General features: G+C 64.6%; 14 protein-coding genes. 8 read left to right on the forward strand and 6 right to left on the reverse strand.

What is annotated here, in order from left to right; all coding sequences use genetic code 11:
* The first annotated feature begins 29 nt into the window (after window positions 1-29).
* The 5 genes from ACZ9C1_RS13740 to rlmF all read left to right on the forward strand — a co-directional run bounded on the left by ACZ9C1_RS13740 (window position 30) and on the right by rlmF (window position 6,427).
* Window positions 30-1,523 carry a leucyl aminopeptidase gene (locus ACZ9C1_RS13740; protein ID WP_110699880.1) on the forward strand — a complete coding sequence of 498 codons (1,494 nt, stop codon included), beginning with the start codon at window positions 30-32 and terminating at the stop codon, window positions 1,521-1,523.
* Between the two features lie 50 nt (window positions 1,524-1,573).
* Window positions 1,574-2,002, forward strand: a complete 429-nt coding sequence (locus ACZ9C1_RS13745; protein WP_102682976.1) for a DNA polymerase III subunit chi — start codon at window positions 1,574-1,576, stop codon at window positions 2,000-2,002.
* 5 nt (window positions 2,003-2,007) lie between these two features.
* Window positions 2,008-2,382: a DNA polymerase III subunit chi gene (locus tag ACZ9C1_RS13750; protein ID WP_277501852.1), complete on the forward strand. Its 375-nt coding sequence runs from the start codon at window positions 2,008-2,010 to the stop codon at window positions 2,380-2,382.
* Window positions 2,383-2,510: 128 nt separating this feature from the next.
* Entirely contained in the window at window positions 2,511-5,357 is a 2,847-nt protein-coding gene (locus tag ACZ9C1_RS13755; protein ID WP_476254073.1) for a valine--tRNA ligase, read from the forward strand.
* 119 nt (window positions 5,358-5,476) lie between these two features.
* Window positions 5,477-6,427, forward strand: a complete 951-nt coding sequence (gene rlmF / locus ACZ9C1_RS13760) for a 23S rRNA (adenine(1618)-N(6))-methyltransferase RlmF (RefSeq protein ID WP_102685469.1) — start codon at window positions 5,477-5,479, stop codon at window positions 6,425-6,427.
* Window positions 6,428-6,474: 47 nt separating this feature from the next.
* Here rlmF and ACZ9C1_RS13765 read toward each other — a convergent pair whose 3' ends face one another.
* Window positions 6,475-6,756, reverse strand: a complete 282-nt coding sequence (locus ACZ9C1_RS13765; protein ID WP_004882926.1) for an HU family DNA-binding protein — start codon at window positions 6,754-6,756, stop codon at window positions 6,475-6,477.
* A gap of 392 nt (window positions 6,757-7,148) precedes the next feature.
* Here ACZ9C1_RS13765 and yejK point away from each other — a divergent pair, with 392 nt between their 5' ends.
* The 3 genes from yejK (at window position 7,149) to ACZ9C1_RS13780 (ending at window position 9,165) form a co-directional block, all read left to right on the forward strand.
* Window positions 7,149-8,156 (forward strand): nucleoid-associated protein YejK, encoded by a 1,008-nt coding sequence (gene yejK / locus ACZ9C1_RS13770; protein WP_110699888.1) that lies wholly within the window; start codon window positions 7,149-7,151, stop codon window positions 8,154-8,156.
* A 353-nt stretch (window positions 8,157-8,509) separates the two neighbouring features.
* Entirely contained in the window at window positions 8,510-8,752 is a 243-nt protein-coding gene (locus ACZ9C1_RS13775; protein WP_046854291.1) for a hypothetical protein, read from the forward strand.
* Between the two features lie 149 nt (window positions 8,753-8,901).
* The gene (locus tag ACZ9C1_RS13780) at window positions 8,902-9,165 is read left to right on the forward strand and encodes a DUF3077 domain-containing protein (RefSeq protein ID WP_214500541.1); all 264 of its coding nucleotides are present in this window, start codon (window positions 8,902-8,904) and stop codon (window positions 9,163-9,165) included.
* A 57-nt stretch (window positions 9,166-9,222) separates the two neighbouring features.
* Here the strand turns inward: ACZ9C1_RS13780 and ACZ9C1_RS13785 are convergent, their stop codons facing one another.
* From ACZ9C1_RS13785 to ACZ9C1_RS13805, 5 genes are all read right to left on the reverse strand, one after another.
* Window positions 9,223-9,519: a GIY-YIG nuclease family protein gene (locus ACZ9C1_RS13785; protein ID WP_102685471.1), complete on the reverse strand. Its 297-nt coding sequence runs from the start codon at window positions 9,517-9,519 to the stop codon at window positions 9,223-9,225.
* A gap of 43 nt (window positions 9,520-9,562) precedes the next feature.
* Window positions 9,563-10,033 (reverse strand): nuclear transport factor 2 family protein, encoded by a 471-nt coding sequence (locus ACZ9C1_RS13790; protein ID WP_277501860.1) that lies wholly within the window; start codon window positions 10,031-10,033, stop codon window positions 9,563-9,565.
* A gap of 115 nt (window positions 10,034-10,148) precedes the next feature.
* Entirely contained in the window at window positions 10,149-11,429 is a 1,281-nt protein-coding gene (locus tag ACZ9C1_RS13795) for a CynX/NimT family MFS transporter (RefSeq protein ID WP_102685473.1), read from the reverse strand.
* 13 nt (window positions 11,430-11,442) lie between these two features.
* Window positions 11,443-12,090 carry a FadR/GntR family transcriptional regulator gene (locus ACZ9C1_RS13800; protein ID WP_476254074.1) on the reverse strand — a complete coding sequence of 216 codons (648 nt, stop codon included), beginning with the start codon at window positions 12,088-12,090 and terminating at the stop codon, window positions 11,443-11,445.
* A gap of 492 nt (window positions 12,091-12,582) precedes the next feature.
* A complete protein-coding gene (locus tag ACZ9C1_RS13805) occupies window positions 12,583-13,938 on the reverse strand; it encodes an amino acid permease (protein WP_476254075.1) in 1,356 nt (451 codons plus the stop codon).
* Window position 13,939: the final 1 nt, after the last annotated feature.

A 13,939-nucleotide genomic window follows, 5' to 3' on the forward strand; every position in this document is an offset into this window, starting at 1 on the left:
GACAGACAGATCATTCGGGGACCCCAGACATGGAATTGGTTGTAAAAAGCGTAGCCGCTGTATCCGTCAAGACCGCGACGTTGGTCGTACCCGTCGGTGAAGGCCGCAAGCTCGGCGCCACCGCCAAGGCCGTCGACCAGGCCACCGAAGGCGCCATCAGCGCGCTGCTCAAGCGCGGCGACCTGGCCGGCAAGCCGGGCCAGACCCTGCTCCTGCACAGCCTGCCGGGCCTGAAGGCCGAGCGCGTGCTGCTGGTCGGCAGCGGCAAGGACGAAGCCCTCGGCGACCGCGCCTGGCGCAAGCTGGTGGCCAGCGTCGCCGGCGTGCTCAAAGGCCTGGGTGGCGGCGACGCCGTGCTGGCCCTGGACGACATCGCCGTTACCGGCCGCGATGGCCACTACGGCAAATACCGCCTGCTGGCCGAGACCCTGCTCGACGGCAACTACGTGTTCGACCGTTACAAGAGCCAGAAGGCCGAACCGCGCGCCCTGAAGAAAGTCACCCTGCTCACCGCCAAGGCCGGCCAGCCCGAGGCCGAGCGCGCCGTCAAGCATGCCAGCGCCATCGCCACCGGCATGGCCTTCACCCGCGACCTGGGCAACCTGCCGCCGAATGTCTGCCACCCGAGCTTCCTCGCCGAACAGGCCAAGGACCTGGGCAAGGCGCACAAGGGCCTCAAGGTCGAGGTGCTGGACGAGAAGAAGATCAAGGACCTGGGCATGGGCGCGTTCTACGCCGTGGGCCAGGGCAGCGACCAGCCACCGCGGCTGATCGTGCTCAACTACCAGGGCGGCAAGAAGAGCGAAAAACCGTTCGTGCTGGTCGGCAAGGGCATCACCTTCGACACCGGCGGCATCAGCCTCAAGCCCGGTGCCGGCATGGACGAGATGAAGTACGACATGTGCGGCGCCGCCAGCGTGTTCGGCACCCTGCGCGCCGTGCTCGAGCTGCAGCTGCCGATCAACCTGGTGTGCCTGCTGGCCTGCGCCGAGAACATGCCGAGCGGCGGCGCCACCCGCCCCGGCGACATCGTCACCACCATGAGCGGGCAGACCGTCGAGATCCTCAATACCGACGCCGAAGGCCGTCTGGTGCTGTGCGACACCCTCACCTACGCCGAACGCTTCAAGCCGCAGGCGGTGATCGACATCGCCACCCTGACCGGCGCCTGCATCGTCGCCCTGGGCAGCCACACCTCCGGCCTGATGGGCAATGACGACGCGCTGGTCGGCCAACTGCTCGACGCAGGCAAGCGCGCCGACGATCGCGCCTGGCAACTGCCGCTGTTCGATGAGTACCAGGAGCAGCTGGACAGCCCGTTCGCCGACATCGCCAACATCGGTGGCCCGAAGGCCGGCACCATCACCGCCGGCTGCTTCCTGTCGCGCTTCGCCAAGGCCTACCATTGGGCGCACCTGGACATCGCCGGCACCGCCTGGATCAGCGGCGGCAAGGACAAGGGCGCCTCGGGCCGCCCGGTACCGCTGCTCACCCAGTACCTGCTGGACCGCGCCGGCGCCTGATGGCGCGCAGCCGGTGGCGCCCACGCGCCACCGGCTGGCACTGAACAACCATGAGCAAAGTCGACTTCTACATCCTGCCCAGCGACTCGCTGTCGGTGCGCCTGGATTTCGCCTGCAAGCTGTGCGAAAAGGCCTGGCGCCTCGGCCACCGGGTCTATCTGCACTGCCAGGACGAGGCGCAGCGCAGCGAACTCGACCTGCGCCTGTGGCAGTTCAAGGGCGAGGCCTTCTTGCCCCACGACCATGCCGAACAGCACCCGGACGCCGTTGTCGCGCTGGGTGTCGGCGCCGATGCTGGCCAACACCGTGACCTGCTGATCAACCTGGGCGGCGACGTCCCGGCCTTCGTCGGCCAGTTCGAACGGGTTGCCGAAATCGTCGTCGAGGAGCCGGCCATCCGCCTGGCCGCTCGTGAACGGTTCCGTTTCTACCGCGAACAGGGCTATGCTCTGCAAGACCACCGCTTACAGCGACTCTGACGACGATGGACAAGCAGCTGAACTCCCTCACCCATTCCGCCCACCTGCTCGACGACCTGGAGTCGATCCGCGAGCTGCTGGGCGACGCCGACCTGCAACCGCCCCTGCTCACCGAAACCGTGGAGCAGATCCCCCTGCTGCTCGACGAGCCGAGCGCCACAGCGCCCGTCGCCGCCGCAGCGCCGTCACCGACTCCGGCACCTGAAGAGGATGCCCAGACCCGCCGCCAGGACACCTTGCTGCACCTGGACGCCGAACTGCGCGCCGCGGCGCAGTCGATCATGCAAGACGTGATCAACGACTTCACCCCGCACATCGAGACCGAGATCAAGCGCCGCCTCGACGCGCGGCTGGAGCGGTTGCTCAAGCGTTCCGAGTAACCCTTCGTCCGCATCGCGGGGCAAGCCCGCTCCCACCAGCGGGCTTGCCCGCTACACCTGTCTTGAAACGCGCAGCTTGGTTATACTTCCCGGCTTTCCCGAATTAATGCCTAAGGGTCCCGCCGCGCATGGATAAGACCTACCAGCCGCACGCCATCGAAACTTCCTGGTACAACACCTGGGAGTCCGAGAACTATTTCGCCCCACAAGGTGCAGGCGAGTCCTACACCATCATGATCCCGCCGCCGAACGTGACCGGCAGCCTGCACATGGGCCACGGCTTCAACAACGCGATCATGGACGCCCTGATCCGTTTCCGCCGCATGCAAGGGCGCGACACCCTGTGGCAGCCGGGCACCGACCACGCCGGTATCGCCACCCAGATGCTGGTCGAGCGCCAGCTCGAGGCCAAGGGCCAGAACCGCCACGACCTAGGTCGTGAGCAATTCCTGGAGAAAGTCTGGGAGTGGAAGGACCAGTCGGGCGGCAACATCAGCCGCCAGATCCGCCGCCTGGGCTCGTCGGTGGACTGGAGCCGCGAGCGCTTCACCATGGACGACGGCCTGTCCGAAGCGGTCAAGGAAGCCTTCGTGCGCCTGCACGAAGACGGCCTGATCTACCGCGGCAAGCGCCTGGTCAACTGGGACACCAAGCTGCACACGGCGATCTCCGACCTCGAAGTGGAAAACCACGACGAGAAGGGCCACCTGTGGAACCTGCGCTATCCGCTGGCCGACGGCGCCAAGACCGCCGACGGCAAGGACCACCTGGTGGTTGCCACCACCCGTCCGGAAACCCTGCTCGGTGACGTCGCCGTTGCCGTCAATCCGACCGACGAGCGCTACCAGGCCCTGATCGGCAAGTTCGTCAAACTGCCGCTGGTCGGCCGTCTGATCCCGATCGTCGCCGACGACTACTGCGACCCCGAATTCGGCACCGGCTGTGTGAAGATCACCCCGGCCCACGATTTCAACGACTACGAAGTCGGCAAGCGCCACAACCTGCCGCTGCTGAACATCTTCGACAAGAACGCCACCGTGCTGGCCGCGGTGCAGGCGTTCAACCTCGACGGCAGCGTCAACGAGCAGCTCGACACCTCGCTGCCAGCCCAGTACGCCGGCCTCGACCGCTTCGTCGCGCGCAAGCAGATGGTTGCCGACCTGGAGGCCCAAGGCCTGCTGGTCAGCATCGACGACCACGCCCTGAAGGTGCCGAAAGGCGACCGCTCCGGCACCGTCATCGAGCCATGGCTGACCGACCAGTGGTACGTCTCCACCAAGCCGCTGGCCGAGCCTGCCATCGCCGCCGTCGAAGACGGCCGCATCCAGTTCGTGCCCAAGCAGTACGAGAACATGTACTTCTCCTGGATGCGCGACATCCAGGACTGGTGCATCAGCCGCCAGCTGTGGTGGGGCCACCGCATCCCGGCCTGGTACGACGAGGCCGGCCAGGTCTATGTTGGCCGCGACGAGGCCGAAGTGCGCGCCAAGCACAACCTGGGCAGCGATGTGAAGCTGCGCCAGGACGACGACGTGCTCGACACCTGGTTCAGCTCGGGCCTGTGGACCTTCTCCACCCTGGGCTGGCCGGCACAGACCGAGTTCCTGAAGAAGTTCCACTCCACCGACGTGCTGGTCACAGGCTTTGACATCATCTTCTTCTGGGTCGCCCGGATGATCATGCTGACCATGCACCTGATCAAGAACGAGGACGGCACCCCGCAGGTACCGTTCAAGACCGTCTACGTGCACGGCCTGGTGCGTGATGGCCAGGGGCAGAAGATGTCCAAGTCCAAGGGCAACGTCCTCGACCCGCTGGACATCGTCGACGGCATCACCCTCGACGCCCTGCTGGAAAAACGCACCAGCGGCATGATGCAGCCCAAGCTCGCCGAGAAGATCGCCAAGCAGACCAAGGCCGAGTTCCCCGAAGGCATCGCCAGCTACGGCACCGACGCCCTGCGCTTCACCTTCTGCTCGCTGGCCTCCACCGGCCGTGACATCAAGTTCGACATGGGCCGCGTCGAAGGCTACCGCAACTTCTGCAACAAGATCTGGAACGCCGCCCGCTACGTGCTGGACAAGGGCGAGGACTGCGGCCAGAACGGCGAGGCCTACGAGCTGTCGCTGGCTGACCGCTGGATCATCTCGCAGCTGCAGCGTACCGAAGCCGAGGTCACCCGCCAGCTCGAGCAGTTCCGCTTCGACCTGGCCAGCCAGGCCCTGTACGAGTTCATCTGGAACCAGTACTGCGACTGGTACCTGGAGCTGTCCAAGCCGGTATTGTGGGACGAGAACGCCCCGGTCGAGCGCGCCCGTGGCACCCGCCGCACCCTGGTGCGCGTGCTGGAAGTGGCGCTGCGCCTGGCCCACCCGTTCATGCCGTTCATCACCGAAGAGATCTGGCAGCGCATCGCGCCGCTGGCCGGCATCGACGGCAAGACCATCATGCTGCAGCCATGGCCTGAAGCGAACGAGAGCCGCATCGACGCCGCCGCCGAAGGCGACATCGAGTGGCTCAAGGAACTGATGGTCGGCCTGCGCAACATCCGCGCCGAGATGAACATCGGCCCGGGCAAGCCGCTGCCGCTGTTCCTGAAAAACGCCAACGCCGACGACCAGCGTCGTCTGCAGGAAAACGAAGCGCTGCTGAAGAAGCTGGCCAAGGTCGAGTCGTTCACCGTGCTCGGCGAGCAGGACGAAGCACCGCTGTCGGCCACCGCCCTGGTGGGTGACCTGCAAGTGCTGGTGCCGATGGCCGGTCTGATCGACAAGGACGCCGAGCTTGCGCGCCTGAGCAAGGAGATCCAGCGCTTGCAAGGTGAAGTCCAGCGCGTCGGCGGCAAGCTGTCCAACGCCGCCTTCGTCGACAAGGCCCCGCCTGCGGTGATCGAGAAGGAACGCGCCAAGCTGGCCGAATCGGAGCAGGCCCTGGCCAACTTCACCGAACAGCATGCGCGAATTGCTGCGCTGTAATTCAAACGTGAAGCCATAGGGGGCTGCTTCGCAGCCCATCGCCGGCAAGCCGGCTCCCACAGGTACTGCACTATCCTGTGGGAGCCGGCTTGCCGGCGATGCTTTTTCAGGACCCCACCATGACCCAGAAACCCACCCTGCATCCGCGCAACCGCCACCAGGGCCGCTACGACTTCCCCGCCCTGATCAAGGCGCATCCGGACCTGGCCCGCTTCACCATCACCAACCCCTACGGCAAACCCAGCATCGACTTCGCCAACCCTGAAGCCGTGCGGGTGTTCAACCGCGCCCTGCTCAAGGCCCAGTACGGCATCCAGCACTGGGACATCCCCGCCGACTACCTGTGCCCGCCGATCCCCGGCCGCGCCGACTACATCCATGTGCTGGCCGACCTGCTGGGCGAAGACAACGGCGGCGAAATCCCCCGCGGCGCCCAGGTGCACGCCCTGGATATCGGCGTCGGCGCCAACTGCATCTACCCCCTGCTCGGGCACAGCGACTACCGCTGGCGCTTCACCGGCTCCGACATCGACAGCGTGGCACTGGCCTCGGCCAAGGCCATCGTCCAGGCCAACAAGCTCGACAAGGCCATCGGCCTGCGCCTGCAAGCGGATCGCAAGCACATCCTCAGCGGCCTGCTGCAGGCCGACGAGCGCTTCGACCTGACCCTGTGCAACCCGCCCTTCCACGCCTCGCGCGAGGAAGCCACGCGCGGCAGCCAGCGCAAATGGAAGAACCTCGGCAAGCAGGACCCCAAGCGCAAGCTGCCGGTGCTGAATTTCGGCGGGCAGAACAATGAGCTGTGGTGCGAAGGTGGCGAGATCCGCTTCGTCGCCCAGTTGGTCGCCGAAAGCGCGCAGTACGCGGCCCAGGTGCTGTGGTTCACCAGCCTGGTGTCCAAGGCCAGCAACCTGCCGGGTATCGAGGCAGCCTTGAAAAAGGCCGGGGTGAAGGCCCTGCGCATCATCGAGATGGGCCAAGGGCAGAAGCAGAGCCGCATGGTCGCCTGGAGCTTCCAGGACGATGGCGCACGCCAGCAATGGCACGCCTTGCGTAAATCACGGGCATGAAAAAACCGCGCCCGGGCAAGCCGGGCGCGGTTTCGTCAAATCAACAATTACTTGTTGATCGAGTCGGTCAGCACTTTGGCTGGAACGAACTTGACGACTTTCTTGGCAGCGATTTCGATGGCAGCGCCAGTCGAAGGGTTGCGGCCGGTACGGGCAGGACGCTCGGTGACTTTCAGTTTGCCGATGCCTGGCAGGGTGATTTCGGCGCCGTTTTCCAGTTGGTCGGCGACGATCTGGCCCAGTTGCTCCAGGGCGTTACGCGCGGTGGTTTTCGGCGCGTCGATGGCTTCAGCGATATCGGCAATCAGTTGGTCTTTGGTCAGTGCCATGGTGGTGTTCCTTCCCTATCAAATTCAGTGGTTGTGCAGCGTGCTTGGTCGGTGGTCGGGCCAGCCCGGGACAATCCAGAGGCCGCGTCGATCGCGTATGTAGATACGCAAATCGGCGTTTGGTTCGACACCGCGCAAGCGATCTGCCAGCAATGCGCCACCCAAGGGGCGCAAGACCGCGCAAAGCTACCACAGGAATCGATAAATATCCGCTGCCGACCGCGTTTTTGTTCAGGTTTTTCGGGGGTTTTCAGAAAAATCGCAAATATTTGAACAAAAAACGAACAACCGACATATACGCCAACATCTGGCCACTGCACCACCCTCGCCCTGGGTTAAACTGAACGCCTTTTGCAGCGCGGCTTTTCACCGCTCCTATCACCGAGAATTCCATGCCAATCCGTCATTGCATCGTTCACCTGATCGACAAGAAGCCCGATGGCAGCCCCGCCGTGCTCCATGCTCGCGACAGCGAACTGGCGGCCTCCGACGCCATCGAGAACCTGCTGGCCGACCTCAACGACAGCTACAACGCCAAGCAAGGCAAAGCCTGGGGCTTCTTCCACGGCGAGTCCGGGGCCTATCCGTTCAGCGGCTGGCTCAAGCAATACCAGGACGGGGAGAAAGACTTCGCCACCTTCAGCCGCGTGGCCGTCGAGCACCTGCAGAAGCTGATGGAAGAGTCCAACCTGTCCACTGGCGGCCACGTGCTGTTCGCCCACTACCAGCAAGGCATGACCGAATACCTGGCCATCGCCCTGCTGCACCATAGTGAAGGCGTGGCGGTCAACGCCGAGCTCGACGTGACGCCCTCGCGCCACCTGGACCTGGGGCAGTTGCACCTGGCGGCGCGGGTCAACCTGTCCGAGTGGAAGAACAACCAGAACTCCAAGCAGTACATCTCGTTCATCAAGGGCAAGAACGGCAAGAAAGTCTCGGATTACTTCCGCGATTTCATCGGCTGCCAGGAAGGCGTGGATGGCCCGGGCGAGACCCGCACCCTGCTCAAGGCCTTCAGCGACTTTGTCGAGAAAGAGGACCTGCCGGAAGAATCCGCCCGCGAGAAGACCCAGACCCTGGTCGACTACGCCACCACCCAGACCAAGCTGGGCGAGCCGGTAACGCTGGAAGAGCTCTCCAGCCTGATCGACGAAGACCGCCCCGAGGCGTTCTTCGACCATATCCGCAACAGCGACTATGGGCTGTCGCCGGAGATCCCGGCCGACAAACGCACCCTCAACCAGTTCCGCCGCTTCACCGGGCGTGCCGAGGGGTTGTCGATCAGCTTCGAGGCGCACCTGCTCGGCTCGAAGGTCGAGTATGACGAAGAAGCCGGGACGCTGGTCATCAAAGGCCTGCCGACCCAGCTGATCGATCAGCTGAAACGGCGCAAGGACTGAGAAGGTCGGGGGCGCATTGCGCCCTCCGGCGACCTGGGACAGATCGTCTGTTTATAAGACTTTCCCCATTCCCTGTAGTCCATTTCCCAAACATACTTCCAACCCCTTTCAAGCCATTGCGGTGCTCTGGGTTGGCCTCTAGTCTCGGACGGTCGCTGCACATTCAGCGACCGGCTTTGACAGGCCGCTCCGAACAAAACCGCATGGCGCTGCTTTATGGCGGCTGTGCGTGGGGCACCTCGTGTGCGCCGGTTTCTGGTCTTGTTCACCGGTCTGTCAACCCATGTACAGCTGCCACCTTCTTGTTTGACAGCAACCGGTGGTGGTCCCTATCCACGAACAGGACCTTGACCATGCTTAAGATCGTTCCCGATCCACCCCACAACCCTCATTCCCTTGAAGACACCCTCATCCAGGCCACCGAGTACGCCCTGTGCGCCTTGACCGTGGCCCATCATGCCGTGCAGCTAAAACCCAGGTCGCCGGCTGCCGTGCTGATGATGGCGTCGATGCATGAGATGGAGTCGCTGCGTGTGTTGCTCGAAGCGGCGTTGATCCAGGTGCAGATGCCGGCGCAAGCGCCAACGTTGCATTAAGCCCAATCGCGGTGCAAGTCGCAGCGGCGAACCGCCGCTCCCACGCCAGAACTTCGCAGTACTTAGCTACGTGGGAGCGGCGGTTCGCCGCTGCGACTTGCCCCGCGATGGCGCCCGCACAGGCACCGACCATTTCAGGGAGAACAACCATGACCACAGACAACATCCCCACCACCGCCGGCAAGACCAAGTTCTACCAGGGCGAAGGCATGACCGACCCGCTGTTCTGCATCGAGCCCGGCATCCCCTGCCAGCACGCCCGCGACCAGGCCTCGGAACTGATGGGCTGCGTACGCGACCTGACCATCACCGGGATCATGGAAGAAAAGCCCCAGCTGCTCTGGGCGTCGTATTACCTGAGCGCCCTGGCCAAGGCGCTGATGGATGATGCCGAACTCGGCATGAAGCACTAGAAATATCGCGAGGCTATGCGGCGCCAAGGGTATGCATGGCCAAGGCGCCGCAACGTGTCATGGGGCCGTGGCGACACCAATATAGGAGGCCACCAACGCCTCCTTCGCCGCCTTGCGCAGTTTCTTCACCAAACGCTCCTGGCGCAGCGCCTCGCCTTTGTCCGGCCACTGCTCCACGTACACCAGCGCCTGCGCCGGGCTGGTCTTGAAATACCGCGCGCCCTGCCCCTTCTGGTGCTTGATGAAGCGCCGCTGCGGATCGTCGCTGATACCGCAGTACAGCGAGCCATTGGCGGCACGCACCAGATAGACGTACCAGGGTTTGCAGTCGGGGGAAGGCGCTGTTTCGCTCACGGCTCGGTTCGGTGCAACGGAAGAAGGCCGCCAGCTTAACGCCTCAGCGCGCCTGCTGGAATGCGCGCAAGCCTTTGAACGCCTGCTGGCGCACCTTGTTCTGCACCATCGGCGACCAGCCCAGCAGCACGCCCGGCACGCCCAGGGCCTGCCGCGACCAGCGCCACAGGTCGAAGGTATCGTCGTGCTGGCAGATCAGCCCGTCACGAATCACGAAGCGCGCCTGGATATCGTTGACCACCACCCGCCCGGTCTGGCTGAACAGATAGGTTGCCACCCAATGCGCGCCGCCGCCGCGTTCGTCACTGCGCACATTGTCGAAGGTCAGGGTGAAATCCTTGGCGCGGCGGGTGAGCATGCGCCACATGTCCCCGGCATCCTGCCCGCGCAAGGTGCCGAAGACCGGATCGCTGAAAACGATGTCGTCGCTGTAGCAGGCCACCATGGCCTCGGCGTCCAGGCGCTGGAAGGCCTGGTAGAAACGGGTGATCAGGGCGCTGTTGGCATCGCTCATTGGCGGTTATCCGTGCTTGGGCTCGAGAAGCGCAAGATAGTCCGGGCCCGGCTTTGGCGCCACAGCCATTTGCGCCATGAATGGTGCCGAAGCCCGAACCAGCTGCCAGCAGGCCTCAGACCCGCTCGCTGACCACACCTACATGCAACGCACGCCCGGCACCCAGCCCGAACGCAATGGCGCCGATCCCCAGTACCGCGAAGATCCAGCCCACCGCGCCCCAGCCCCCGGTCAGGTCATGCACCAGCCCCACCGCGAACGGCCCCATGGAGGCCAGGGTGTAGCCGACCCCCTGGGCCATGCTCGACAGGTTGGCCGCCACATGGGCATCCTTGGAGCGCAGCACGATCAAGGTCAACGCCAGGGCAAAGGTGCCGCCCTGGCCCAGCCCCAACAGGATCGCCCAGCCCCACAGCCCTTCCAGCGGCGCGTACAGGCAGCCGAACAACCCGCCCAGGGTCACCAGCATCACCACCACGATGGCCAGACGCTGATCCTTGCCGCGCGTCGCCAGCCATGGCGCGCTCAGCGAACTGACCAGTTGCACGATCACCGAGCCGGACAGCACCAGCCCTGCCTCGGTGGGGCTCAGCCCACGGCCGATCAGGATCGACGGCAACCAGCCGAACACGATGTAGGCCAGCGACGACTGCAGGCCCATGTACAGGGTCACCTGCCATGCCAGCGGATCACGCCACAAGCCTTGCACCCGGTAAGCCACCTTGTGCACGCCATGCCCCTGGTGGGACTGGGGTAGCCACACCAGCATCGCCAGCAACGCCGGCAGCACCCAGAAGCCCAGCCCCAGCGCCCAGCTGTCATCGAAGTGGCGGGTCAAGGGCACCGTGGCACCCGCGGCCATTGCCGCGCCCAGGCACAGCGCCATGGTGTAGACGCCGGTCAGGGTGCCTGCATGTTGTGGGAAATCGCGCTTGACGATGCCAGGCAACAGCACGCCGATGATGCCGATGCTCGCACCCGCCATCAGGCTGCCGAGGAACACGCCGGTGGCCCCCAGGGCACTGCGCACCAGGATACCCAGCGCCAGGGTCAGCAAGATGCCGAGGATGACCCGTTCGCTGCCGAAGCGTCGTGCCAGGATCGGCGCCAACGGCGCGAAAAGCCCCAGGCACAGCACTGGCAAGGTGGTCAGCAGCCCCGCCTGCGATGCACTGAGCCCCAGCCCTTCGGACACCTGCCCGAGTACGGGCGACATGCTCGACAGCGCCGGGCGCAGGTTCAGCGCCACCAGTACCAGGCCCAGCAGCAACAGCCAGGGCCGGCGCAGCACCACGGGCTGTTGCTGGACTTGCTCATCGTCGGCCTCGGCGTCGATCAGCAGTTCTTCGAGGTCCGCCTCGCGGGGTGCGGTGTTGCGGGTCAGTTGTTCGGCCATGGCCTTCTCGTGGTCAGGATTCGATGAGGGTCCGGCTCAGGTGCTTGGCCCGCTCCGGATCGCGTTGTTCGAGGGCGTCGAGGATCTGCCCGTGCAGGTCGAACACGGCCTGGCAACGGGGGACGGTCGTCATGTTGTGCTGCAGGGCCGCGCCGACCACGCCGGAAAAGTAGCGGTACAGCTCGCTCAAGGCGGGGTTGTGGGCGGCATCCACCAGGCGCTGGTGGAAGACCAGGTCGCATTCGACATAGGCATCCACATCGCCGTGGTAGTGCTGCGCACTGTGTTGCAGGGCTTCGCGCAGTGCCTGCAGGTCGGCTTCGGTGCGGCGTAACGCGGCCAGGCCGATGGCTTGTGTTTCAAGGATATGGCGGGTTTCGCGGGCGTGTTCGACGGCGCAGCGCGACATCACCTGCACGGCCTGCAGCGGGTCCACGGCGGTGCGCAGGTAGCTGCCGTCGCCCTGGCGGATTTCCACCAGGCCGCTGAAAGCCAGAACGCGCATGGCCTCACGCACGGTGTTGCGGCTGATGCCCAGGTCGTTGGCCAGCTCTGGTTCGGTGGGCAGGCGCTGGCCTACTGACCAGGTGCCCTGAGCGATGCGCTCGCGGAGCTGGTCTACGGCTTGTTCTACCAGGCTGCGTTTGATGAGCGGGGTCACGGGGGGCTTACGTCCAGTCATCGGATGAATTGCTTGACGATAGCGGGTTGGTGGGGGTGGGGCAAGGGGCGGGAGGTGCTCTTCTTTAAGTGGCTGTTTTGATTTTTATATGCACATTCCTGGAAGATATCGACTTTTAGTCACCTTTCCGCCTTTACGGCGGCTTACTTTTCTCCTGGGAAAAGTAAGCAAAACCGTTCGGCTCCGTTCATACGGCCCCTGCGCTGCGCTCCGGGGTTCCCTCGCTCCGGGCTTGCTCCGGGAGTACGCGCCGACGGGCCATCCATGGCCTGATCGGCGCTCGACGGGCATCCATGCCCGTCGCCTCCCTACGCAAGCCCTGCACTCGGCCTCCTGAAGTCGCAATTTGCGGCGCCTGGGCTACCGTGCGCTTAGAAGCAAGAGCAAGAGCAAGGGCAAGAAATGCGAGGTTCGTGGTTTGGCAGTGGCGATGTTATCGCCACTGCCATCTTCAAACCGACATGGGGCAGATCAGGCCTGACGCGCCTTCTTCATCCGGAAGGCCACCCACAGCACGGCGATCCACGCTGGGATCAGCATCACCGAGATACGGATTGGCGGGGTGAGGTACATCACCACCAGGATCAGCACGATGAACGCCAGGCACAGGTAGTTGCTCAGCGGGTGCCACAGGCTCTTGTAGAACGGCGTGATGCCGGCCGCCAGCTTGGCCTTGCGGAACTTCAGGTGGGTGATGCTGATGCTCGCCCAGTTGATCACCAGCGCCGACACCGCCAGGGCCATCAGCAGGCCAAAGGCCTCGCCCGGCATCAGGTAGTTGATCAACACGCACAGGCCGGTGGCGAACGCCGATACACCCAGCGCGGTGAGCGGCACGCCACGGCGGCTGACCTTAAGCAACTGGCGCGGCGCGTCACCCTGCGTGGCCAGGCCGAACAGCATGCGGCTGTTGGCGTACACGCAGCTGTTGTAGACCGACAGCGCGGCGGTCAGCACCACGATGTTGAGGATGGTCGCCACCAGGTCGCTGTCCAGTTCGTGGAAGATCATCACGAACGGGCTGCCGCCCTGCACCACCTTCTGCCAGGGGTACAGCGACAACAGCACGGCCAGCGCGCCGATGTAGAAGATCAGGATGCGATAGACCACCTGGTTGGTCGCCTTCGGGATGCTCTCACGCGGGTTGGCCGCCTCGGCGGCGGTGATGCCCACCAGCTCCAGCCCCCCGAAGGAGAACATGATCACCGCCAGGGCCATGATCAGCCCGGTGACGCCATTGGGGAAGAAGCCGCCGTACTGCCACAGGTTGGCGACGCTGGCATCCGGCCCGCCGTGGCCGCTGGTCAGCAGCCAGGCGCCGAAACCGATCATGCTGACGATGGCCACCACCTTGACCAGGGCGAACCAGAACTCCATTTCGCCATATACCTTCACCTGGGTCAGGTTGATGGCGTTGATCACCACGAAGAAGATCGCCGCAGTGGCCCAGGTGGGGAAGTCCGGCCACCAGTACTGCACATAGATCCCCACGGCGGTGAGTTCGGCCATGCCGACCAGCACATACACCACCCAATAGTTCCAGCCCGAGACGAAACCGGCGAACTCGCTCCAGTACTGGTGCGCGAAGTGGCTGAAGCTGCCGGCAACCGGCTCCTCGACCACCATCTCGCCCAGCTGGCGCATGATCAGGAAGGCCATCAGGCCGGCGATGGCGTAGCCCAGCAGCACCGACGGGCCGGCCAGCTGGATGGTCTGGGCGATGCCCAGGAACAGCCCGGTGCCGATGGCCCCGCCCAGCGCGATCAGCTGGATATGACGATTCTTCAGCCCGCGCTGCAAGCGCTCGGGCGTGCTCTGGTCTTGCATG

The organism is Pseudomonas sp. TE21435 (assembly GCF_056279265.1).